Raw genomic sequence first — 23,249 nt, forward strand, 5'->3', positions numbered from 1 at the left:
ATTCAATCTTGTGAATTAATGTTGTGTGAGATACGTTACCGATAGGGTGTTGGGAGTTATAATAAGGTACTTGCTGGGTTAAGAATTCTATTATGCGCCCAACTGCCGATCGCTCCCGAAAATTTCCCCTGCGTGGAGTCCTGGTCATCCCTTTTGTCCTACAAATCTTCGCGGCTGTTGGGCTTGTGGGGTGGCTTTCCCTACGCAACGGACAGAAAGCTGTTAACGAGGTGGCCGCAGAGTTACGGAGTGAAATTAGCGATCGCATCTCCGAACGCCTTCAAGCTTATGTAGCTACTGCCCACTTGGTTAATCAAGTCAATGCTAATGCTATTAACTCAGGTCAAGTAGACGTAGAAAATGCTCGCAGTCTGGAACTCCACCTATGGAATCAACTTCAAGCCTTTACCACAGTTTCTTTTAATTTTTACAGCAGCGCTTCAGGCAAAGATTTTTTCCTAGCTAAACGTATAGATAACGGTGAGTTTCAGGTGGGGAGCATGAATAGCTTAACTGCCGGAAAGTTGTATAACTATTTGACAAATAAAGAAGGAAATAGAGGCGAGTTACTGCGAGTTACTACCAACTACAATCCGCGATCGCGGCCTTGGTATACGGCTGCTACGAACGCAGGCAAACCGATTTGGAGTGAAATTTACGCTGATTTTAGAAGTAAAGAACTGGGGATCACAGCCGCGCAGCCTTTATACGACAAGTCTGGCAATCTTCAAGGCGTACTTGGCACTTACATCCTCTTCCTTCCTTTTAATAAATATCTCAGCCGCTTGAAAATCGGTCAGTCGGGGCAAGCATTCATCATGGATCGGGAGCAAATGCTGGTGAGTACCTCAACCCTCGATCCCGTATTTGTGATTAAGGGTGAAGAAACAGAGCGAATTAAAGCCTCATTAAGCAATAATTCCTTAATTAAACTAACAGCAAAGAAGTTACAAGAACGCTTCGGCAACCTGCACCAAATTAACAGCAGCCAACAACTTGATTTTGAGAGGGACGGGAGGCGAGAATTTATTCAAGTAACTCCTCTGCGCGACGATCGAGGTTTGGACTGGCTAATTGTAGTCGCCATCCCCGAAGCCGACTTTATGGATAAAATTAATGCCAACACCCACACTACCATTTTGCTGTGTCTTTTAGCGTTAGGATTAGCTATCACTCTCGGAATTTTCACTTCTGGCTGGATAGCCAACCCGATTCTGCGTTTGAGGGATGCAAGTAGAGCGATCGCGAGCGGCGATTTAGAACAAAAAGTTGAGGTGAATGATATCGAAGAACTGGGCTTGCTGGCCAATTCGTTTAACGAAATGGCTCGTCAGTTGCGTGAGTCTTTTACCGCCTTAGAAAAAACTAATAGTGAGTTAGAAATCCGCGTCGAGGAACGCACAGCAGAATTAAAAGAAGCTAAAGAAACTGCGGAAGTAGCCAACAAAGCCAAGAGCGAATTTTTGGCGAATATGAGCCACGAGTTGCGAACGCCGCTCAACGGTATTTTGGGGTACGCTCAAATTTTGATGCGATCGCCCATCTTTCCAAAAACAGAACTCAAATCTATTAACATCATTTACCAATGCGGCTCTCACTTATTAACGCTGATTAATGATATTTTAGACTTATCGAAAATAGAAGCTAGAAAAATGGAACTGCATCCCACAGAATTTCATTTTCCTTTGTTTCTTCAAGCAGTCAGCGAAATCTGTAGCTTAAAAGCTCAAGAAAAAAGCGTCTCTTTTATTTGCCAATTTTCCCCATCACTCCCAAACAGCATTCAGGCGGACGAAAAACGATTGCGGCAAGTGTTGATTAACCTTTTGGGCAACGCAATTAAGTTTACGGATGCTGGCAGCGTAACGTTTAAAGTCGGGGTAGTCGAGTCAGTAGCGCTTCAATCTGAATCGACCGGACTAAGTGCGATCGACAAAATTCGGTTTCAAATTGAAGATACAGGCGTGGGAATGAGTGCTGAACAAATTCAAAAGATATTTCAACCCTTCGAGCAAGTAGGCGACACGGGGCGCATGGCAGAAGGAACGGGATTGGGATTGGCAATTAGCTTCAAAATTGTCCAAATTATGGGCAGTAGCATTAAAGTCACCAGCAAGCCGCAGGCAGGGAGTCAATTCTGGTTTGATTTGGATTTGCCTTCTAGCGCCGAATGGAAGACTGCACTTGTCGTTAAATCAAAAGGAACAATTGTGGGCTATCAAGGCAGCAAGCGGAAAATTCTGGTGGTTGATGACAGGTGGGAAAATCGCTCTGTGATTGTTAATTTGCTCTCACCTATGGGTTTTGAAGTTTTTGAAGCTGCCAATGGACTTGAGGGGTTAGAGAAAGCTCGTTCGTTAATTCCCGATGCGATTATCACCGATTTGGTAATGCCAGTAATGGATGGATTTGAGTTGATGCGACAGCGGCGCGAATTGCCAGAATTAAAAAATATGGTGGCGATCGTTTCCTCTGCTAGCGTATTTGAAACTGACCAATATAAAAGTTTGGCTGCTGGCGCTGACGCTTTTCTTCCCAAACCAGTGCAAGCCTCTGAGCTGTTTGAATTGTTGCAGCAGCATTTAGGGTTAACTTGGGTGTATGAAGAGTTGGCAAATTTGTCGCCTGCTGTCTCTCAAAAGGGCGAACAAAATAGTCAGGTTGCCCGGGCAGATTCACTATTGCCTCCTCCAGCGGAAAATATTGAAATTTTGCACGATCTAGTAATGAAAGGCAACTTGAAAGCAATTATCGAACAAGCTGAGAATTTAAAAAAATTGGATGAGAAGTTTATTCCTTTTGCCGAGCGGGTGTGTGAATTAGCTAAAGGGTTTCAAGAAAAACAGTTAAGGTCATTGATTAGCCAATATAAGAGGGGGAAATGATGGCGATCGCCTCCTATGATTGAAAAAACCACTTTTAACTGACTTGCTACCTGACAATATTGCTAACCAAAAATACTTTTACCGAATCCCCTAAAATTATGAAAACCTATCTCAATCAATCACTAAAAAGAGAATTAGTTAGTTTACTTATTCTGCTTGCTCTTTTTATTCTATCATTTTCGCTGGTAGTTTATCAACTTATTTCAGAAATTCATGTAGGGATAGATTTTGCCCAAAAAGAAAGAGCAGGGATTGAATATAACTATATATTGAAAGGGCTTTTAGAAGATGTCGTGGAATATCGCAGTCAGATCAATCAGTCTTTAATTGACAATAATTCGTTAGCATTAAAAGAACGGATAATTTTACAGCAGTCGAAGATAGATAATGATTTGCAAAGGCTGAATACAGCCGAAATAGAACTCGGCAAAAAAATCATCGTAACTGAACAATGGCAAAAATTAAAAATTGCTTTGAATGAAAAATGGCGATCGCTAAAGCCCAAAATCTCAAATCTTAATTCAGAAGAGGTAACAGCAATTATTAGTAATATTCTTTCTCTAATCGCTCAGGTAGGAGATGATAGTAACCTAATCCTAGATCCGGCTCTCAATAGTTATCATTTAATAAATATTTCTATCGAACATCTTCCTAAGATGATTGAAAATACCAGCCAAATCATAGATTTAGGAAATAATGTAATAATGAATCAAAATATTAATGCTGACGAAAAAGAGAAGTTAATTGCTTTATATAGCTCAATTCAATCAAGAAATAGTTCGGTTAAGCAAGCTAGCCAAATTTCTTTGAGTGCCATGCAAAATCCTTCTTCTAAACTAAAAACTATTGCCCAAAAAAGTATTAATACAACGAAGGAGTTTTCAAAGGTCATCTACGAATCTCTGATTAGTGCGAAAAGTATTGAGATGCCAGCAAATAAATATTTGGCAGTAGGAGACGAAGCACTCGGCGCACAATTGGGACTGTATGAAGCTATATTTCCTGCATTAGATGAATTAGTGCGATCGCGCATCGACGGATTTTTAAGAAAAAAATATTACGTTCAGGCATTCGCCATTTTTGTTTTAATAACCGTTATTTACGTATTCGCCTCTTTTTTCGGTAATTTAAAGAAACGTCAGCAGTTTGAGCGAGAATTACGTCAAGCTGAAGAAAAATATCGCAGTATTTTTGAAAATGCTATTCATGGGATATTCCAGACTACACTTTACGGTCAGTATATTAGCGTTAATCCAGCTTTAGCACGGATATATGGATACCAATCTTCCCAAGAAATGATCTCAAATATTACTAATATAAAGCAACAGCTTTATGTCGATCCTAAAAATCGTGATAAATTTATACAACACATTAAACAATATGGGAGCGTGTCAGAATTTGAATCTCAAGTTTATTGTAAAGATAGAAATATAATTTGGATTTCAGAAAACGCTCAAGCTATCTGCGACTCCAATGGCAATCTGCTTTACTACGAAGGAACGATTGAAGACATCACAAAACGCAAACAGGCAGAAGAAGAATTGCGAATGGCTAAAAAAGCTGCCGAAGTCGCCAACAAAGCCAAAAGCGAATTTCTAGCCAACATGAGTCACGAGTTACGCACGCCTCTGAACGGCATTTTGGGGTATGCTCAAATCTTGATGCGCTCAAAAACCCTTCAAGAGACAGAACTCAATGGCATTAACATTGTTTACCAATGTGGATCTCACTTGCTGACTATAATTAACGATATTTTAGATCTATCTAAAATCGAAGCTCGCAAAATGGAACTGCATCTAACTGAGTTAAATTTTATCTTGTTTATAAAAGGAGTTAGCGAAATTTTTCGTCTAAAAGCTTCTCAAAAAGGCATTTCTTTTATCTGCCAATTTTCTTCTTCCCTGCCCGGAAGCATTCAGGTAGATGAAAAACGACTGCGGCAAGTTTTGATTAACCTTTTGGGCAACGCAATTAAGTTTACCGACGCTGGCAGCGTAACGTTTAAAGTTGGGGTAGTCGAGTCGGTCGCGCTTCAATCTGAATCGACCGGACTAAGTGCGATCGACAAAATCCGATTTCAAATTGAAGATACAGGCGTGGGAATGAGTGCCGAACAAATTCAAAAGATATTTCAACCCTTCGAGCAAGTAGGCGACACGGGGCGCATGGCAGAAGGAACGGGATTGGGATTGGCAATTAGTGCGAAAATCGTCCAAATTATGGGCAGCAGCATCAAAGTCACCAGCAAGCCGCAGGCAGGGAGTCAATTCTGGTTTGATTTAGATTTGCCTTGCACCGTCGAATCGAAGACTGCACTTGTCGTTGAATCAAAAGGAACCATTATTGGCTATCAAGGCAGCAAGCGAAAAATTCTGGTGGTTGATGATAGGTGGGAAAATCGCTCTGTGATTGTTAATTTGCTTTCACCTATGGGTTTTGAAGTTTTTGAAGCTGCCAATGGAATTGAGGGGTTAGAGAAAGCTTGCTCGTTAATTCCTGATGCGATTATTACTGACTTGGTAATGCCAAAAATGGATGGTTTTAAGTTGGTGCGGCATCTGCGCGAATTGGCAGAATTAAAAAATCTGATAGTAATTGTCTCCTCCGCTTCAGTGTTTGAAACTGACCAGTACAGTAGTTTAGATGCTGGGGCTGACGCTTTTCTTCCCAAACCTCTAGAAGCTTCTCATTTATTTGGATTGTTGCAGAAGCATTTAAGGTTAACTTGGGTGTATGAACAGTTAGTTGAAGTGCTCTCGGTTAAAAATATTGAACGAGATTTCGCGCTATCACCGGTTGGGGATATAGTACCTCCACCCCTACAAAAAATTGAGATTTTGGATGATTTAATTATGAAAGGTAATTTGAAAGAAATTATCAGACAAGCGGAGATTTTAAAAGCGTTGGACGCAAATTTTATTCCCTTTGCCGAGCAGTTGTGCGAATTTGCTAAAAAGTTTCAAGAGAAACAGCTAAAGTCTTTTATTAATCAATACAAACGAAAAAATTGATTACCGCTATTAGACATCTTCTAAAAACAAATGGGGTGCCGATCGCTCTTAAATTATAATTGAGTTTTACCTCAAAAAACGTGAGCCAACTCCGTAATATAGCAATCCTAAATGATTTGTGAACACTAGCCATACATATAAAGGTATGCGCTCAATAATTCGGGGCGGACTACCCACTCAGGAACGATTTTGCGTCATTTGATGTGCATCGTTGAGCGATTTACCCCAGATTATTGAGCGGATACGAAATTAGCATGAAGACTACTTACAAAGCTAATGATGCGGTAGGACAACTAAAACTATCAATCGCCCTCAATCTAGTTCCAAATCTGCCCCCAATACCGTTGAAGGAATATCGGCTTATCGTAATAGATGCTCCGTGGCAGTTCACACTTAGGGAAACTGATGCTAGTCACCGGGGGCGCTGTCCTTACCCGGCGATGACCGATGACGAAATTCTCAATATGCCGATTAGTGCGATCGCCAGCGATGACTCTTATCTGCTGCTGTGGGTAACAAACAACCATCAAGCGTTAGGGTTCCGGTGTCTCGATCGCTGGGGATTTACTCATCGATCGACTTTCACCTGGGAGAAAGTCACCAAGGATGGCAGACCCCACATCGGAATGGGTCACTACGGGCGTAACTGCACTGAACACTTCCTGGTAGCTACCAAAGGAGAACCAGGGAGTTTCAGTACCCACGGTCTGACCAACATCCCCAACATCATTCGAGCGCGGAGAGGTAAGCATTCTCAGAAGCCGGAAGAGTTTTGGACGATCGCAAATCAACTGGCAGAAAAACTAGAGAATTGTGAGGAATTGGGCAAACTCGATAAACCTTCCAGAATTGAACTCTTTTCCCGTACACCTCGCCCCAACTGGGATTGCTGGGGGGCTGAAGCTGAACCCGTTGATGCTTCGCTGTGAAGTGCCGATTTCATAATTACCAAATTACAAAACCTATGGAACCTGATAACTTGCCCGATAAAAATGCTGATGGATTTGTCACCCTCAGTGACTTCTATGTCCATCAGCATGAGACGATCTAAACCGCACTCAAAACAGCTCATATTCCGCACCAAATAGAGTTCTATGTGGATTGAGATGGCGCTTTCAGGGTTTATGTAGCGCCTAAATATCTCGAATCAGCTAGAGAACTCTGTATTGCGATCGAATATGGTTCAGTTTTCTAGTAGCGTAATAACTGGGTCGCTCCCAGTTTTCTCTCATGCCTTACTACATTTTGGTTACGAACGAACAAGAGATAGATGTCTACACCACTCCCGAAATGTTGACACCAGAAGAAATTCAAGATTTGGTTGGCATCGAAGGAGAGCCAGCCACTTTTGAAGTGCTAGATTCTTCTAACTTCTCTGACCCCAAGATTGTCATAATTTGTGATGATGACGTGGAACCGAAAGCGCTGAAACCGACTTGTGTAACTAAAAAGGGAGACGTGATTTTTGGTCAGGTAGTTATTCTTGGAACTAACAACTCACTCTTAGATTTGTGCTTGCTAAATCTTGAACAAGTAAAAATGGTGAAAAAAGAACTCAGATTGCACCAAAAACCACCCAAGCCAGAACACGATTTTAGTGCTTCGCTGTGAGATATTGATTGGTTTTCTGTAATTGCCACCGTTAACTGGAGCCAGCATGACACGATTTTACGTTTTAATTAACTCAACAGGAATTGAAGAAGTAGCAGCAACCGAACTGCCACAAATCCCCGAAATTCAAAAGCTTGTAGGAATTCCAGGGGAAGAAGCGTTCTTTGAGGCGGTCTATGGCTGTTATTCTGACCCCTCACTCGCTGTCTTGGTTGACGATGACTTCTTGCGGAAGGCTCATCAGCCAACTATGCTTACTCCAAAGCGCGTCATCCTTCAGGGACAAGTTCTCGTTGTGGCGATCGATCCACAAATTGAAGATTTCTGTCTGTTGACTCAGCAGCAGGTAGAGCTTGTGAAACGAGAAACCAAACTGTATCAAGCAAATTTACGTTAGCTATAACAAAATCATGCCCCTCATTCTGGGGCATGATGGCAACTTTATTAGCACCTATCAAAGGAATAACACAAAAAAAATGGATAAGAATCTTTACCAAAGAATAATTCAATATGCCAGGGTAATTGCTGGAGGAGACGAATTACCGTGGTCAGGTTTGTACACTGCTCGAAGTGTCTACAATCTGCTTAAAACTTCAGAGCCACTTTACCCAGAAGACATAGGAACTCAATTGGGAGATTTGTCAGGAGAATACGTTAATCAAATCATTTTGGCTTTGCAGAATGGTGGAATTGAAATCAAGTCAGTCCCGACGGAAACCATCAACGGTAGACCCAGAGTAAAATATACGATCGACACACCTATGCTCTATTACATTTTAGTTTCAGAACAAGGTTTAGACATTCGATTCTCCAAAAACCAACTTTTACCTAATATTCAAGGACTTCTGGGTTTAAACATAGAAGTGAAAGAGAAAGCCTTCTTAGTAATTACAAGACATCAGTTCCTTGACAATAGTTTGGTGATTTTAAGTAACGCTGGTGCCGAGGGTGAAGTAAACTTTGTCACTAAAAACGGACAAGAATTGCGAGGTTTACTTGTGATTCTTGGGATTGACGCGAATGAAAAGTTTTTCTTGATAAGTGCCACCCAAGTTAAATCCATAATTCCTCAACTTCTTACAAACTATGACGCTTAGTATCGTAGCTTGCGGGCGCCTTGCACTGAGCGGAGTCGAAGGGTAGCGCATCCATAGTCACTAGCATCAATTTTAGCGCATTTACGTGGGAGTTGCGCCCCACATCACATTTAATCAGGTAATAGCAATGGTAGATGCCACATACCCCACAGAATATGACGCGGTACTCGGCAGTCAAGTCTTAGTTCCCGAAGGCGCTGCGGTGCTCGGAGGTTTATTCGGTGTCAGGAGCCGTTTAGCATCAAGTCATCTTTTATCCCAAATTGGTGCCATGTCTGAAGCTTGTAAATATGGTGAGCTTGGTTTTGATTTAATAGTTCAATTTTTGAGAGATAACTGGAATTCGATCGATTCAACAGTAAAGAGCGCTGGAAAAGATACAGTTGCGAAAATGTTAAATAATACTGTAACAACCGATTACTTAGGTTGGTATTTGGTTTCACATGGAAACTTAGATTTTCCAACTAAAACAGATACTTTGCATTTAGCTTTCGAGAAACTTCTTGCTTACATATATACTGTCTATCCGAATACAAAATGGTATCTTTCTGGAGGGTACAGTTATATTACCTTTTCTCAGGTTCACGATCGGGAATGGGCTAAAGGTAACAGAAAAACATTAAATGATTCGATCGATTACTTGGTTCAGATACTCACAGCCGAAAAGCTAAGAAGAGTACGAATCTTGCAATTTGTTTACTACTCTCAAAGTTATTACGATATTTGCTTGGCTTATCAGAAGGAAATGTATGGAGCCAAATTCGTCAAAAAGATTAAATCCAGATTGACTCGACAAAGCATTTATCATAGTTTGCTTCCTTGGTTTGAAGAAAGTTTAGAAAAATTGATTGCGTCAGATTAATGCTCAGAATTCAGGTAAAAATAATGTTAGAACAACAAAGTCCTAGAGAGTATGATGCGGTACTCGGCAATAAAGTCTTGGCTCCCGAAGGCGCTGCCGTGCTCGGAGGTCTATTCGGTGTCAGGAGCCGTTTAGCATCAAATCACCGATTATCCCAAATTGGTGGTTTGTGTGAAGCCTGTAAATATGGTGAGCTTGGTTTTGATTTGATGGTGCAGTTCTTGAGAGATAAATCGATCGACCCAGCAGTAAAAAGGGCTGGAAAAACCTGCGTTGCTTCAATGTTAAACGATACTTTAGTGACTGATGATTTAGGATGGTATCTTATTGGACGTGGACAGTTATACCCTGACAGCAAAATAGATACTTTGCGATTGGGTTGTCAAAAACTTCTTGCTTACATAAACACATTGTATGGCAAAAGGAAATGGTATTTCGGCGGAGGCTATAGCTATATTAGGTTTTCTCAAGTTCAAGATTGGGAATGGGCTAAAGGCAACAGAAAAACCTTGAGTGATACAATGAACTACTTAGTACAAATTCTATCAGCCGAAAAGCTAAGAAGAGAAACAATCTTGAACTTTGTTTATTACTGCCAAACGTATTATGATATTTGCGTAGCTTATCAGAAGGAAGTACCTAGAAATAAGTTTCCTGATAATATTGAATCAAGATTGTTGAGCCAAGGCATTTATCACAGTTTGCTCCCTTGGTTTGAACAGGATTTATCAAAACTAATCAAATCGTCCTTTGAAGATTTAGTGATTGAATAATGCTTCGCTTTGAGAGTGTGATTTCTCAATCACACAAATGAAAGATAATTTGATGGAATTTCCGATCGATGCCAAAGTCTACAACTTAGCTTTAGCTTATGCCTCAGAACAAGCGAACCTAGAAAATGGTCTAAAACTTTTCTACAATACAATGACAGTGTGGGCAGTGAATCATTTTTTAGGATGGATGGAATTTGAAACCATTCTAGATAAGCATGATGACTGGACTCTGGCAATTGAAGCAGTTTTGGACCTTGCTGACTTGATGTTGCCCGGAATCGGAAAGATTCAATGCTGTCGAATTTGTGAAGAAGAAAGCGCTATTTCTGTCCAAGTCCAAGACGATCGCATTGCCTATATCTTTGTCCAATTACCTGACCCATTGGATAAAGTCAAACTTTTGGGCTTTCTCCCGGCTGCCAACATCCACGGTGATACTGTAGAAATTTCCGTTGCCGACCTTCAGCCATTTGATAACTTATCGGACTATTTGGAACGCATTGAATTAGGAACTGTGTAATTTTTTGCAAATGGGAAAGTAGTTAAATGCTGGCTGCTTTCCTGCAACTTTCTCCTCAGACAGCACTCTGAAATGAGATGAAAAGCCAACTTGAGGAAGTATCGATCGGTAAAATCTGGCCTAATTGTTAGGTTCAAAACGTTGTAAGCTAAAGGTTTGGGGAAGCCGTGACTTGTTGAGCATGGCAAGTGCTTAGCACTCGCGCATCAATCTTCCTTAAACTTACGAGCGCAGTATTGCAGCCATCTTCTCAAGGGGAGCTGGTAAAGTTTTGTCATCTCAGCTTTCGAGTAGTTCCAAAATCGCTTCAATATCCGCTAAATCCACCTTGGACTTTTTGCGCTTGGCTCGGAGCTTGCGGAGAATGGTTGGCGCGTCAGGGGTTAGGTTCGTAGAAAGTGCAGTGGCCGGAACAGAATTTTGATGTAGAGGAGACAAGTGAGTCTCGATTTCCTCCCGACCCGCGTGCCCGGTTGCAAGTTGTGACTGGAGTTGACCACAGACTAACTCCTTATCCTTCAACTCTTCCTCCTATTCAGCACAGTTTTTTGTCTGCGTTTCAAGCTCTAGTTGCAACTCTTCCACTTCTTGTCGGAGTTTACTGGTGATGTGGAGACTACTTTCTAAGAGTTTAATGTAATCAGTCCTAGCGGCTGCCAATTCTTGCTTAAGTCCTTCCAATTTAAGTTCAGCCGTTTCTATAAGCGGAAAAACGTCGCTATTTAGTGGTTGCGTTATATTCCCACCGTCAGTTTCTGTCTCCAATAATACCAATTCCATAAGCGGCTGATTTGGAATTAGTACCGTTTCTATAAATGGGTTATTACCTTGTAGCAGCGATTCTAAAAAATCATTTCGACTTTTTCCCGTTTTTTCAGCTACAGCAGCCAAACTATTCCATGTTTCATCTGTAAGATTGACAGATCGGACTTTCCGAGGTGTTTCAGATTTGGGAGCAAATTTGCCCGATCTATTCCGTGCCTTGTTAGTCATTGCCATTTCCATAAATGGTTGATATCTCTATCCAACCATTTCCATAAACGGTTGTCAAGGGTTTGAGCCAACCATTTCCATAAACGGTTGTCAAGGGTTTGAGCCAACCATTTCCATAAACGGTTGATTTGTGACAAGTTAAGATAGGCGGGGAAAAACAATTATGCCCTCCTTCAAAAAGAGTTTTTTTCTGGATTAAGTTATTTGTTGGCGATACAAAAATACGATGTGAATATTATTTTGCAGTCAAAATGTTTCTTGAACTCACTTTCTTCTTAGTAATCTTCAGGCTTTTCAGGGGAGAGCGAGAATGATTCAAATTCAAGCATTGTCACCCCTTGTGCGAAATATTGATGGGGGCAAAGTATTGATCTGTCAGCTTCCATCCTTTTTTCAGTTCGTGGGCTAGTATCATTTCTAAGAGAGACTTCTCTGGCTCCCCCCAAATGGGCATACGCTTGTTATTGGGTGTCATGATTAAATTCAAAGTATTACGTGACAATCGATTTAGGCATTGGCGTATTAGTATTATAGTTAAATTTTAATATGAAATTCAAAGATATGCTAGAGCTGGGATACAAAACTTAACGGTTTCAGCATTGACACTTTGACTCAAATACTGCGGAAGAAGTCTTCACTAAACATATAAATAGGACGCAAAACCAATGAAATTCTTAGCCACCAAATTCGCTCAAGTCAATGCCAATATCTCCGAAACTCAAGCTCAAATCGCCGCACTCGAAACCAAACTCAGCAAGCTTCAAGACTACCATCAGCATTTACTCTTGGTTGAGCAAGCTTGCGAATCGGTGCTGGAACAAATGGAGACGGCGCTTGCGATGCTCAATAATGTTGATCCAACCCAAATCGCAATCTTCAAAGCAGCAATCGAACTCAACTTCACTTCACAAGCAATTAACATTTTTGAGCCGACCGCACCCATTGAAGCAGCCACACCCGAAGCAGCCACACCCGAACCAGCCACACATACAGAGCCAGAAGTCTCTATAGAGCAAGAGGTTGAGCCTACGATTGATACCCCACCTGAAACAGACGTACTCAACATTCTTGAACCAGTCTCTGCGCTAACTGAACCCCTTGCGCGGAGATCAACTGCACCCACAGCGCTAGAGCCTCTAGTAGAATCTGACCATGAGCCTACAATTAATGTCGAAATTCTGAACACCACAGACGAGCAGAGCGAGGCAACACCGGAAGTTATGAACACCACAGACGAGCAGAGCGAGGCAACACCGGAAGTTATGAACACTACAGACGAGCAGAGCGACGCAACACCGGAAGTTATGAACACTACAGACGAGCAGAGCGACGCAACACCGGAAGTTATGCCAACTCCTGACAGGATAGCGAGGCGTTATTCAAGAAAATGAGCGTTAGTTTATCCGCAAGTTAAGAGCAGGGAAGTAAACAAACGAGACTGGTAGCGGAGCGACAGTCAGCGGCACATTTCCCAGCTTAAGGTTTGTAACCGTTGCAACTCGATTAGGATAGTCTAGGGTTCTGAGAAAATATTAATACCCCTATCGTTCCTCAAAACATGGCCACATACCTCAACCTGTTTACTCTTATCAAAATAACAGCATTCACGATCATATTCTTAACTTGTCATAGCTGCTTGGTCGTACCCGTATCACTTCCGCCCCCAATTCCAATAAATTCGGACGGCACTTTGGATGATAAAGATGACGACAAAGACAACGATAAAAATGACGACAAAGGCGACGATAAAGACGACGGTAAAGAGGGTAGAGGCATTTTCTGACCCTGATTTTTAAAGCGCGACGGCTTTATTAGGATAGTCACATATCGTGACCTAGAGTTTAGAAGTGGTACGGCTAGGTGAGGAAAACTATATTTTCCAACGACTAAATCGTTGTCACAATAAATGAATACTACTCAGAGACAGGGACATGACCAGAGATGAAGCAGTGCGGCGAATTGAGCGGGTCGTCGAGCAAAAATTGATAAAGCTGGATTTGTCGGGACTAGAGCTGGAAAAATTGCCAGCAGAGATTGCCAAGTGTACTCATCTAACACGGCTTAACCTCAGCAAGAACCAGATTACGTCCATGCCAAAGGCTTTCGGGTTGATGTCCAACCTAGAATGGCTTGACCTAAGTAATAACCAGATTACCTCCATCCCAGAGGGTTTCGAGTTGATGTCCAACTTAGAATGGCTTGACCTAAGTAACAACCAGATCATTTCCATCCCAGAGAGTTTCGGGCTGATGTCTAACCTGGAATGGCTTAACCTCAATAATAATCAGATTACCTCTATCCCAGAAGCGATCTGGCAACTCTCCAGTCTCAGAGAGCTTTGGCTCAGTTACAATCAGATTACCTCCATTTCACAAGCGATCGGGCAACTCTCCAATCTGATAGGGCTTGACCTCAGTAATAATCAGCTCACCCTTATCCCCGAAAATCAGCTCCGTCAATTGTCTAACTTGAAACTGGCATGGCTTAACATCAGTAGTAATCCGATTATTAACGTCAATATTAATCCGATTAGTAGTCGTTTTCCAACATCAATCGGACAACTTCTGAAGTTGCAAATTAACGGCTACAAAGACGGCATTTACAGCCACCGCGCTTATCAAGTACCCCCGCCTATCAATTTATTCCTGCCATCGTAGAGATACCGGGCCGGCCGTTCTACTGTCGAAAGCCTGACGGGTGTCTGACAGAGTTTAGGCAACTTTTTGAGACACTGTATCAACAAGACTAATTTTGGCTCTCGTTAAGTTGCCCGTAGCTTACGGGGCGTAGCGTATCGGCACTTTGTTAACGGATACAGAAAAACCCCGCAACTGATGAAGGTAGTTTCAAGAACGTCCTATGGTAACTCCTGGCGATCGCTCCTGATTCATGAAATCTTGTACTTCGTGAGTTAGCCTCTGGGCTTCCTCAGCGCTCAGGGAATCTTTATCATGAAGATTCAGGTAATCAGCGAAGAATCCTGCAATTACATAAGTTTGCCAGATAAACAGTTCATTTTTGGTTCCGGCAATGGGGCGGTCAAAACTTTCACCTACATGAAATACCGAGTTATCTTCGGGATTTCCATAGAATTTGGGTGATTCTTCTCTTATCGGGCTGGTGAAAACTCTGTAACGTTTCCTGACCACCGATGTTAAATGGGTAATTTTCACCCCCGGCGGTGGATTATTTTTGTCTCGGTAGTTGCCTTCGTTCATCCAGGAATTGAAAGCATCTATGTTGCCAGATACTTGATATCGATCGCCTTCCTTACTCTGGTTTCCATAAGTAGACAGAAGCATTTCCTTGAATAACTTAAAAACTTCTTCATCTGATTGGTTCATAGAAAAAGAGCAATCTTTCAAGATTTCTTTACAGCCTGTCAGAACTTTCCAAGCATCTGTTATATTTGTACGAACAGACAACGGTTTGCTGCTTACTAATTCTGGATTTTTTCTTCTGATTCCTAAGTAAACTGTGTGTCGATCGCTTATCATTGCGGGAGCTATGTAGCAACCAGTTATTAGCTTTTGATTGGGCTCGAATCCTAATCCCGCCTCTCTTCTACGTTTAGCTTCGCCCATACTCTCTCTACTCAATAATGAATCTTTTCCAGTTTAACGTTTTCTTTGTTTAGTGAGCAATTATTTTAGTTGTTTAAAGCCTTTTTTACTATGTTTTTAGTAATGTTTCCAGTAATGTTTTTGCCAATGTTTTTAGTAATGTTTCTCGCAATGTTTCTAATGCTTCGCTTGTGAGGGTTTGAGATAGAGGATTAAATAATGGCAGAGTTCGAGATAAAACATGGTACTTGGGAAAGCAAAGATGGCAAACTAATAAAATACACAAAAGAAAGTCGTCAGCTTAATAGCTATGATGATTGGAGCGAGTATCATCTCCAAATTACCAGATGGCCAAAAACTACGTCAATTGAAATTGTAGTGATTAGTGGCGATGAAGGATATGACTCTGAAAGCCGATGGTCAAACTCAACAGTTTATCGGTATATCAAACTGCCTCATGCAGAATTTGAGGCAAAAAGAGATGAACTAATTCAGAAGATTGTCCAGCTAGCAAATCAACAATTTGGTTATATAACATTTTAAGAGCGCATATCTGGGTCGCTCCCAGAATTCTTACCATGTACGAATGCAAAATAACTCTGGGCAAAACAGTCAAAAATGCTCGGCAAGAACATGGATTTAGCCAGCAAGATTTGTGTAAATTGCTGATTGTGCCGTCAGACAGTTTTCAGACGATCGACCGCTGCCTGCTGGCAAAAATCGAAAACAACCGAGTTGATGTGCGATCGCCTGAGTATGACTGGCTGATACTCAGGATTGCTGCAATATTTGCTCTTGATGTTGTTTGGCTTGAAGCAATCCGTCAACAAACCGAAGTTGAGCCTCTGGACTTAGAAAACGCCGTAGCAGTATTTCCCATTTACTTCAATCGCAAAACCTATGACCTATAAAACAGTGTATCTGCATCGGATGGTGGCAGAACAAACTCTCGATCGCAAGCTCAGACCCGGCGAAGTTGTTCATCACCTGGACGAGGACAAATCTAACAACTCGCCAGAAAATCTGGTAGTTTGTTCCAGCGCTTCTGTTCACAGACGCTATCATGTCCGTTCTCTGAGACAGAAACTTGAAGCCGAGCTTCCTCTGATTGAAGTAGGCGATTTGTGGCTTTAAATCAACAGCTTGCTCAAATAAGTTATTCCAGTTCCAGTAAACCATTTTGGGTATTTCCATAAAAAGACAACACATCGTTCTGACCGTCACAACAGCTTTGACCCTCGTAACAGCTTTGACCAGTCCTTTGTTTACTGGTGTTCAAGGGAGTGAAACTGGACAAACCGAAGTTGACCCATATCGGGCGTGAATACGATGAAGAGTCCTATCCGATCGGCATTCAAATCGAAGAATTTGAAGGCAATCGTAAAAAATCACAGTAATGCTTCGCTTTAAGGTGGTGTTGCTTTTCTCAATGCTATGAACTTAAAAGAATTGGTTCGGTTTCTGAAATATGAAGCCGACCTCCCTAACTTTTTCCAGACTTCTGCCAACTATTACTATCACCATAACGAACTACCTTCAGAGATTGAAACTCAGAAAATCAAGGTAGTTTTAGCCGTCAGCGATCAAAAAGAAGGTGAGGAACCAAAGAGTAATGATCCACTCTATCAACAAGCCTATAAAATCGCTCAGTCTATTTAATTGGAGCTGATAAGATGGAAGGCATTAATATTTGGTCTGGCTCTGATATTGGGATTGGTGCAGCCTTGACCAATCCCACAGAGTTAGCTTTCCGAAAGAACAAAATCAAAAATCATTACCCTGTAACATTCAGAGGCGTGAATTTCCGTGATGCTGAATCTGCCTATCAAGAGTACAAAAGCCCTGATATGCAGGAATCGATCGAGATTATGACGGAAATCATTGTGTGCAAATTACAGCAACATCCGCGACTGTTTGAAGAAATTACCAAACGAGGCGGTGTTGATTGGCTTAAGCGATGTCGTCACATTGTTGGAGTAAGAAATAGTCGTTGGGAAGGCTACGGATTGGAAAGCAATTTCATCCTGTGCTTGATATTTGCCTATCAACTGTGTAGTGAATAGCGTGATTGCCGGGTCGCTCCCGGTCTTAAATTATGTCTAAGCCTAATTCTGAAATCAAGTTTGCGATTCTTAAGGCGAGTTATTGGGTTGGCGATGCTACTGAATATGGCTGCGTTTACTGGTTACTCGGAATGAAAGGAAAATGGTCTGAAGAGTTTGAAGCAGCCGAATTCTTCGATACTCGATCGGATGCTGAATTACGCTTAACTGAGGAGAAACTTCATTATGCAAATCAGAATATCTCCATTGTTGAAGTTGAATTGTACCGCGATTAAAGCAATGAAAACTACATTTTACTGGTCAAATTGGAAATTTACGATAGAAAGCTCATGCTACTACGACGATTCACCAGAAAATGTATTTCATTTAGAAGCGATCGTTATGCCAGAACTTGAATTAGTCGCTAAATCGGAGTTCAAAGGCTGGAATCGATCACTAGCCGAACAAGCAGCTAAGTCAATGGTTGTCTGTGAGAACAAAATTGATGAAAATTATTACTTGAAAACTCTTTTCAGCTAATAATGCTTCGCTTTGAGGCGTTGCCCTGAGCGTAGCCGAAGGGTTTTGAGTGAATGACTTTAATCAGTTAAGGAGTAAGAATCATGGCAATGTCAGTCGAACAAATCCAACTAATTATCTTGGGGTCAGAAGAAACACTGCGTCTTTTGCTAAATCAGCCTGAGTATCATGCAATCGCTTGCAGTGAAAAGTTTGCTACAGCAAATAAATTAGGTTTGATGGATGCTATTCAGATACTCAGTGAACTTCATGATGCGATCGAAGAAGCTGAACATGATATGGAAAACAATCTGCCTCGTTATCAATTTGATACTTAGAACCATAAACTAGAGCTGTTGCCGGGTCGCTCCCGGCAGTCTCATGAAATCTAACACTGTTGAATGGAATCCTCCCACTGCTGAAGAATTGCCATGTAATTGGTCAGTTCAAGCAATTGGTGATGATGGCGGAGCTTATAGAAGTCGCGACGGTTTGATTGTAATAATTTCTTGTTCGATCGAAAAAGACGGGAATTGGTGGGTTCATCTCTCACTGTCTCGGAAAAAATCAGTTCCGACCTGGATAGATTTGGTCAAAGTCAAGGAGATTTTTTTGGGTGCAGACGCTTTGGCACTTCAGATTCTGCCTCCTCGATCGGAATGGGTAAATGTTCATGAGTTCTGCCTGCATCTTTACCAATGCCTCGACCAACGACCCATCCCTGATTTTCGTAAACTAGGAACAATTTAATGAAACGCGATCCAACTGACATGAGAACCTACCCGGTTCGCCAACAACCATGTAAAACTTGTCCGTTTAGTGGTGAAAAACCATTACCTCTATCTCCATCAGAATTGGCAGTATACTACGACAACTTGATGGGCAATGGACAACACATTTGTCATAGCATGAATAACACGAAAATCTGTCGCGGTGGTAGGAATATACAACTGAAATGGTTGTGTGCAATAGGAATGTTAGATGAGCCGACTGATGAAGCTTTCAACGAAGCAGTAAACGGGGCCTTAAATAATAAGGAGTCAGCAACGTCAACGACCCAGGACTAAATTTTAGCAATCAATTCAAGCTTTATGAACTGGAAAATCATCTTGGACAGATTAATCAAAAATGCCCGATTGTATCAATCTCTGAGTCAAATAGAACTGGCTCGTAGATTGCTCGCTCGCATTAGAAGAAATGTAACTTTCTGTGAATTCAGCCGAATATAAAATGATTGTGCTGATATTCCGTATGAATATTGGCAAGTGTTAATCCCAGCTCTGGCAACAATTTTTGAATCTGATTCAGCCTGGTTTCAAGAAATTTATGATTCAACGCCACTGCAACCTTTGGACACATCTCAAGCCATTTTCCCAATTTACCTAGAATACTCATGAGTTACAAAGTTGTTTACTTGCACAGAATTGTTGCCGAACAATCGATCGGCCGCAAGCTCAGACCCGGTGAAATTGTCCACCATTTAGATGAAGATAAATCTAATAACTCACCAGAAAACTTGGTGATTTGTTCGAGTGCTTCAGTGCATCGGCAATATCACATCCGGTCACTGCATCAGAAAATGGAAGCCTCCAGACTGGTTAGGCAAGGCGATTTGTGGTTCTGAGGAAAGTCCACGCATCTCTGACAGTACGGATGCGTGGGTCTGCCGGAACCTGGCTATCCGAAAAAGAGGAAAAAACGCATGAATACGAAAATGTTGGCAGTCCCAGTTTTGTCGGAAAGAGGGTTGCGGAATTGTTCTTTTGGTCTGGTCTTGGGCTACGAGGCTCTTCGGTTGTTGCCAAGAGCCTCTGTAATTCCCTGACTGGATAGATCCTCCAATTTTAAACTCGAACGTATGGCTTAGATTGCTTGCTGGCAAGGAATTTCTGATAAGCTTCCTTATCGCCACCGCATGAATCCACAGAAACCTGGCTAACAATCTCATAAGTCATTGCTTCAGCTTCCTCTGGCATCAAAGGCTGGCGCTCGCAGTAAGCAATCTGTACATCCCGAAACTCCGGCAGTTCCCCCTCAATTTCTGATAGGTCGGCTTCATATCGAAACACCTTGACCACTACCCAGTCCGAGGGAACCACAAGGTAAGCTTTCCAAGGGCTGCCCTCTTTTTTTACGTGGTAGGTGAGCCGTTCGCCAAGTTTGACCTGACGCTTGAGTAGAGGACGCGAATCGTGGGAAAGCTGCAAAAGTCGAGTTAATTGCTTGCCAATCACAAGTTCTTTGCTCTCGATCGGCACCCATTTTTCTTGCTCTTTGACTAGATAGAGGCTCAGCGTAGACTTGCTTGCCAACGGGTCGTAGAGTTCGATGTCTTCAGTTGGTGTTATTTGTTCAAGTAATGTCATTGTTTATACCTTGCCCTCATCCCTATTATCTTGATGGTCGCCCCACATATCCCAAAAACTCGTCTGTTTGCCTTTGAAGACGCAATCGACCGATAGGTCTGAATCGTCCTCGTTTTGTTCGACTCTTTTGAGTTCCCACCCATACTTCTTTTCCATCTCCTTGCAATCTTCTTCAGATGACGCCGAATGTCTGTTTTCCTCATCCGAATCGTCCTCCTCACTTTTGCTAAATGGCCATCCAATCATTGCGGTCACTCCTTTAAATGGATGTATTTTGAAACGCCTCCAGCTTCTCCTAGTAAGCGTTTGAGCGCCTGTAAACTCAAAAGTTTGAAACCCCGCACACTGCTGTGCTCATGCCTAAAACCTTAGTTTTATAAAGCTTTTGGCGTATCGGAATCTTTTGAGGGTCGCACCCAAACCGATTGTCGGAGTGTACTTTCGACGAGATTGTGAGTGTTTGCGACCGCTCAGGAATTCGAGACGTATAACTTACACTCCTGTCGAGCTTCTGAACTTTTAGACAAACAGGCTCAGCCGCTTGTGTCGCTTTCAGTTTCAGGGCGATCGTTCCGCTGATTCTGTTCTATGTACTGTTTGACCAAATCGATAAGCACTTCATTCATGTTTTTTCCGTTCAACGCACAAATAGCCTTGAACCGCTCTCGAAGCGTTCTTGAAGGAAATGTGACTTTCAAGGTGGGTACTGGTTCTGTAGTTTTTCGTTCGGTCACTGGGATATTTAATGCAATTACTTTATATATCCCAGACTACCCGTTAAAGCTCGTTTTTTGCTTAATGGGTCAATAAGTGCATACGGGATGTTTGCATTAAACATCCCATATGAGTTATCATACACCCACGAACGACTGCAAACCAAGCAGAAGCATAAAACAGTTATCTGTACTTCCGATGTGGTTGCTTCACTAAGCTTTGTTAGCGTCAAAAACCCAAAACCAAACCCCGCCCCCTCTGACTGGAAATCGAATGGGGCGGGGTGTGGCACTCACATTAATGAGGTTTTTCAATCATGACACAAATACCGATACCGCTAACGGTTGAGGTGTCCGCTGCTGCTGCAACGCCAGGGGTGACGAGCGCTTCTTTGTATCCTTCGCTGTTGGCATCCGCGGACGCGATGGCAGAACCAGAACTCTGGGTTTTGATGGAAGCGACCGTTTATTCGCTGCGCCAAAGGGACACGCTCGCCCGCTCCATTAAAGAGTGCGGTACTGTCGAATGCTTCGGCGATAAGTGGCCGCGAGATTTCGACTTCCTGCCCAGTGAATTGGAAGCGATCGCCCTAGTAGAAGCAGTAATCGACCAATTCTCCCGCCGCCAACTCCACACTTGTTGGCAATCGCTGCTGACCGCTTGCAACCGCATCCAAAAGCTTGCCCTGATTGAAGCGATAACTTACGCCCAACACTATTCATCGACGGTGCTCCAAGCGCTCTCTCAATGCGAACTATCGGATTTGTTTGAAGATTCCTTGGCACACTTGGATGTTTGGCTTTCCGAACCCGAAGCCCTGCGCCTAATTCGCTTACTATCCGGTTCCCTGTTGGCTTCATCGGAAGCTGCACCATCTCCAGGCGACGGGAGGGACGATCGGTGAAATCACTCAGAAGCCATCAATTCAAGTGGAGCGTTACCGTCACCCGCAAGTACAATCCACCCCGCCAGATTGTAGTTTTCGGGCGCACGCCGGCAGAAGCGCTCCAAGGAGCCGTAGCTTCTGCACGGGAAGTCTGGGGTATCTGGGATGCCAAATCATTTAGCACGCCGGAAAGGAAATAATTTTTTTTGATTCTTCGTTAGCTACTTCGGGCGACTCCGAAAACAGCTAACGAAAGAATCAGAGTTTCGGGTGATGTAGCTAACAAGTAGCCAATCAAATGCCAGAAAATGCCAACACCTAAAAAGCCTGTAGACGTAGCGGTTTTTAACAGTCGGTGCAGCCAATGGAACCATCGAAATTACTTCGCCAGCAGAGGTAAAAATCAAACGCTCAATTACCAACAAATACGGTATTCGCAGTTGCTTTCATTTTCCTCAATGATGTGATAATAAAATGGCAGAGATGGGGAAACTGCAATGGTGGAACTAACAAAATATAGTTGGTGGGGTGAATCCAACGAACCGCCACCGCACCTGAAAACTAAAAAGCAACTGGGTGAATTAGGACTATCGCCTCTGAAACCTTCAGGCGTTATCGAAACCCGAAAATACGACGTGTTTCTCTACGATATCCACAATCCTGAATGCTGTCGTCCTAAAATAAAGCCGTCTCCAAAACAATTGGAAACCCTTGCAGCCAACCGCCTCAAAGCTAAAATCAAGCGGGATTATCAAGAGTGGTATCGAGAAGTAGGTTTCATAGAAAAAGATAGGGTGAGTGCTGTTCTTTGGGCAAGAGAACAATTAAGCCACAACGATTGGGTGATTCTGGATACTGAGACAACGGGGTTATACGATGCTGAAATTGTAGAGATAGCAATTATCGATCGCACTGAAGAAACCTTGCTCGATACCCTCATCAAACCCTCAATCCCCATCCCCGCAGAAGTAACAGAGATTCACGGGATAACAGATGAAATGGTAGCGAATGCGCCAAGTTTTCCAGAGATTTACCCCCGCATTGCGGAAACTTTGAAAAATAAGCGGGTGATTATTTACAATGCTAGTTTCGATATCAAAATATTGGCTTATTGTTGCAGGCTTCACAATCTACCCGTACTGCAATTATCCAAGCGCTCTGACTGTTTGATGGAATGGGCGGCGCAATGGGGCGGAGATTGGAGCTACTATTACGAAGATTATAAGTATTTTCCTCTACCCGGTGGAGATCACCGAGCGTTGGAAGATTGTTTGGCAGCGCTAGATTGTTTTAAGAAAATGGCAGCGGATTCGGATCATATCAATTGCCCCGTGCCGATTCCTGAGAGTAAGCGTAAATCCCAAAGTCAATGATGCCCCGTTAAATTGAGAGAATGCTAACAATCTG

The 23,249-nt window shown here is 42.4% G+C and carries 30 protein-coding genes; 25 read left to right on the top strand and 5 right to left on the bottom strand.

Features of this window, described 5'->3' with window-relative positions; genetic code table 11:
* Nucleotides 1–92: 92 nt before the first annotated feature.
* The 9 genes from QUA02_RS21515 (at nt 93) to QUA02_RS21555 (ending at nt 10,759) form a co-directional block, all read left to right on the top strand.
* The gene (locus QUA02_RS21515) at nt 93–2,885 is read left to right on the top strand and encodes a hybrid sensor histidine kinase/response regulator (RefSeq protein ID WP_333030471.1); all 2,793 of its coding nucleotides are present in this window, start codon (nt 93–95) and stop codon (nt 2,883–2,885) included.
* A 98-nt stretch (nt 2,886–2,983) separates the two neighbouring features.
* Nucleotides 2,984–5,896: a PAS domain-containing hybrid sensor histidine kinase/response regulator gene (locus tag QUA02_RS21520; protein ID WP_333030472.1), complete on the top strand. Its 2,913-nt coding sequence runs from the start codon at nt 2,984–2,986 to the stop codon at nt 5,894–5,896.
* 254 nt (nt 5,897–6,150) lie between these two features.
* Nucleotides 6,151–6,825 (top strand): MT-A70 family methyltransferase, encoded by a 675-nt coding sequence (locus tag QUA02_RS21525; RefSeq protein ID WP_333030476.1) that lies wholly within the window; start codon nt 6,151–6,153, stop codon nt 6,823–6,825.
* A gap of 301 nt (nt 6,826–7,126) precedes the next feature.
* Nucleotides 7,127–7,507, top strand: a complete 381-nt coding sequence (locus tag QUA02_RS21530; protein WP_333030478.1) for a hypothetical protein — start codon at nt 7,127–7,129, stop codon at nt 7,505–7,507.
* Between the two features lie 46 nt (nt 7,508–7,553).
* Nucleotides 7,554–7,904: a hypothetical protein gene (locus QUA02_RS21535; protein ID WP_333030480.1), complete on the top strand. Its 351-nt coding sequence runs from the start codon at nt 7,554–7,556 to the stop codon at nt 7,902–7,904.
* Nucleotides 7,905–7,917: 13 nt separating this feature from the next.
* Nucleotides 7,918–8,604, top strand: a complete 687-nt coding sequence (locus QUA02_RS21540) for a hypothetical protein (RefSeq protein WP_333030483.1) — start codon at nt 7,918–7,920, stop codon at nt 8,602–8,604.
* Between the two features lie 127 nt (nt 8,605–8,731).
* Nucleotides 8,732–9,466: a hypothetical protein gene (locus QUA02_RS21545; RefSeq protein ID WP_333030486.1), complete on the top strand. Its 735-nt coding sequence runs from the start codon at nt 8,732–8,734 to the stop codon at nt 9,464–9,466.
* 23 nt (nt 9,467–9,489) lie between these two features.
* Complete coding sequence (locus QUA02_RS21550) at nt 9,490–10,239, top strand: hypothetical protein (RefSeq protein WP_333030487.1); 750 nt, start codon at nt 9,490–9,492, stop codon at nt 10,237–10,239.
* Between the two features lie 37 nt (nt 10,240–10,276).
* Complete coding sequence (locus tag QUA02_RS21555; RefSeq protein ID WP_333030489.1) at nt 10,277–10,759, top strand: DUF1822 family protein; 483 nt, start codon at nt 10,277–10,279, stop codon at nt 10,757–10,759.
* 531 nt (nt 10,760–11,290) lie between these two features.
* Here the strand turns inward: QUA02_RS21555 and QUA02_RS21560 are convergent.
* Nucleotides 11,291–11,752, bottom strand: coding sequence for a hypothetical protein (locus QUA02_RS21560; protein WP_333030490.1), 462 nt, complete (start codon nt 11,750–11,752; stop codon nt 11,291–11,293).
* On the bottom strand, nt 11,749–11,889 hold the full coding sequence (locus tag QUA02_RS21565) for a hypothetical protein (RefSeq protein ID WP_333030491.1): 141 nt from the start codon (nt 11,887–11,889) through the stop codon (nt 11,749–11,751). The genes QUA02_RS21560 and QUA02_RS21565 overlap by 4 nt, the downstream gene beginning before the upstream one ends.
* Before the next feature lie 528 nt (nt 11,890–12,417).
* Here QUA02_RS21565 and QUA02_RS21570 point away from each other — a divergent pair.
* Complete coding sequence (locus QUA02_RS21570; RefSeq protein ID WP_333030492.1) at nt 12,418–13,143, top strand: hypothetical protein; 726 nt, start codon at nt 12,418–12,420, stop codon at nt 13,141–13,143.
* 540 nt (nt 13,144–13,683) lie between these two features.
* On the top strand, nt 13,684–14,409 hold the full coding sequence (locus QUA02_RS21575; protein WP_333030493.1) for a leucine-rich repeat domain-containing protein: 726 nt from the start codon (nt 13,684–13,686) through the stop codon (nt 14,407–14,409).
* Nucleotides 14,410–14,598: 189 nt separating this feature from the next.
* Here QUA02_RS21575 and QUA02_RS21580 read toward each other — a convergent pair whose 3' ends face one another.
* Nucleotides 14,599–15,336, bottom strand: a complete 738-nt coding sequence (locus tag QUA02_RS21580; RefSeq protein WP_333030495.1) for a hypothetical protein — start codon at nt 15,334–15,336, stop codon at nt 14,599–14,601.
* 198 nt (nt 15,337–15,534) lie between these two features.
* Between QUA02_RS21580 and QUA02_RS21585 the strand changes: the two genes are divergently transcribed.
* The 11 genes from QUA02_RS21585 to QUA02_RS21635 all read left to right on the top strand — a co-directional run bounded on the left by QUA02_RS21585 (nt 15,535) and on the right by QUA02_RS21635 (nt 19,500).
* Nucleotides 15,535–15,858: a hypothetical protein gene (locus QUA02_RS21585; RefSeq protein WP_333030497.1), complete on the top strand. Its 324-nt coding sequence runs from the start codon at nt 15,535–15,537 to the stop codon at nt 15,856–15,858.
* A 35-nt stretch (nt 15,859–15,893) separates the two neighbouring features.
* Entirely contained in the window at nt 15,894–16,226 is a 333-nt protein-coding gene (locus QUA02_RS21590; protein ID WP_333030499.1) for a helix-turn-helix domain-containing protein, read from the top strand.
* Nucleotides 16,216–16,449 (top strand): HNH endonuclease, encoded by a 234-nt coding sequence (locus tag QUA02_RS21595; RefSeq protein ID WP_333030501.1) that lies wholly within the window; start codon nt 16,216–16,218, stop codon nt 16,447–16,449. Before QUA02_RS21590 ends, QUA02_RS21595 begins: the two co-directional genes overlap by 11 nt.
* A 300-nt stretch (nt 16,450–16,749) precedes the next feature.
* Nucleotides 16,750–16,974, top strand: coding sequence for a hypothetical protein (locus QUA02_RS21600; RefSeq protein WP_333030503.1), 225 nt, complete (start codon nt 16,750–16,752; stop codon nt 16,972–16,974).
* A gap of 14 nt (nt 16,975–16,988) precedes the next feature.
* Nucleotides 16,989–17,378 (top strand): hypothetical protein, encoded by a 390-nt coding sequence (locus QUA02_RS21605; RefSeq protein WP_333030505.1) that lies wholly within the window; start codon nt 16,989–16,991, stop codon nt 17,376–17,378.
* 32 nt (nt 17,379–17,410) lie between these two features.
* Nucleotides 17,411–17,653, top strand: a complete 243-nt coding sequence (locus QUA02_RS21610) for a hypothetical protein (RefSeq protein WP_333030507.1) — start codon at nt 17,411–17,413, stop codon at nt 17,651–17,653.
* A 4-nt stretch (nt 17,654–17,657) separates the two neighbouring features.
* Nucleotides 17,658–17,897 (top strand): hypothetical protein, encoded by a 240-nt coding sequence (locus tag QUA02_RS21615; protein WP_333030509.1) that lies wholly within the window; start codon nt 17,658–17,660, stop codon nt 17,895–17,897.
* Between the two features lie 83 nt (nt 17,898–17,980).
* Nucleotides 17,981–18,214: a hypothetical protein gene (locus QUA02_RS21620; RefSeq protein WP_333030511.1), complete on the top strand. Its 234-nt coding sequence runs from the start codon at nt 17,981–17,983 to the stop codon at nt 18,212–18,214.
* A gap of 43 nt (nt 18,215–18,257) precedes the next feature.
* Entirely contained in the window at nt 18,258–18,626 is a 369-nt protein-coding gene (locus QUA02_RS21625; RefSeq protein WP_333030513.1) for a DUF7694 domain-containing protein, read from the top strand.
* Nucleotides 18,626–18,943 carry a hypothetical protein gene (locus QUA02_RS21630; protein ID WP_333030516.1) on the top strand — a complete coding sequence of 106 codons (318 nt, stop codon included), beginning with the start codon at nt 18,626–18,628 and terminating at the stop codon, nt 18,941–18,943. The genes QUA02_RS21625 and QUA02_RS21630 overlap by 1 nt, the downstream gene beginning before the upstream one ends.
* A 326-nt stretch (nt 18,944–19,269) precedes the next feature.
* Nucleotides 19,270–19,500 (top strand): HNH endonuclease, encoded by a 231-nt coding sequence (locus QUA02_RS21635; RefSeq protein ID WP_333030517.1) that lies wholly within the window; start codon nt 19,270–19,272, stop codon nt 19,498–19,500.
* A 220-nt stretch (nt 19,501–19,720) separates the two neighbouring features.
* Here QUA02_RS21635 and QUA02_RS21640 read toward each other — a convergent pair whose 3' ends face one another.
* Nucleotides 19,721–20,242: a hypothetical protein gene (locus QUA02_RS21640; protein WP_333030520.1), complete on the bottom strand. Its 522-nt coding sequence runs from the start codon at nt 20,240–20,242 to the stop codon at nt 19,721–19,723.
* A 3-nt stretch (nt 20,243–20,245) separates the two neighbouring features.
* Nucleotides 20,246–20,488, bottom strand: coding sequence for a hypothetical protein (locus QUA02_RS21645; RefSeq protein ID WP_333030522.1), 243 nt, complete (start codon nt 20,486–20,488; stop codon nt 20,246–20,248).
* 784 nt (nt 20,489–21,272) lie between these two features.
* Here QUA02_RS21645 and QUA02_RS21650 point away from each other — a divergent pair.
* The 3 genes from QUA02_RS21650 (at nt 21,273) to QUA02_RS21660 (ending at nt 23,215) form a co-directional block, all read left to right on the top strand.
* Entirely contained in the window at nt 21,273–21,860 is a 588-nt protein-coding gene (locus tag QUA02_RS21650) for a hypothetical protein (RefSeq protein WP_333030523.1), read from the top strand.
* Complete coding sequence (locus tag QUA02_RS21655; protein ID WP_333030524.1) at nt 21,857–22,042, top strand: hypothetical protein; 186 nt, start codon at nt 21,857–21,859, stop codon at nt 22,040–22,042. The genes QUA02_RS21650 and QUA02_RS21655 overlap by 4 nt, the downstream gene beginning before the upstream one ends.
* 297 nt (nt 22,043–22,339) lie before the next feature.
* Nucleotides 22,340–23,215, top strand: a complete 876-nt coding sequence (locus QUA02_RS21660) for a 3'-5' exonuclease (protein WP_333030526.1) — start codon at nt 22,340–22,342, stop codon at nt 23,213–23,215.
* Nucleotides 23,216–23,249: the final 34 nt, after the last annotated feature.

It is taken from the genome of Microcoleus pseudofavosus SVA1_A4 (genome assembly GCF_036700565.1).
Classification (GTDB): domain Bacteria; phylum Cyanobacteriota; class Cyanobacteriia; order Cyanobacteriales; family Microcoleaceae; genus Microcoleus.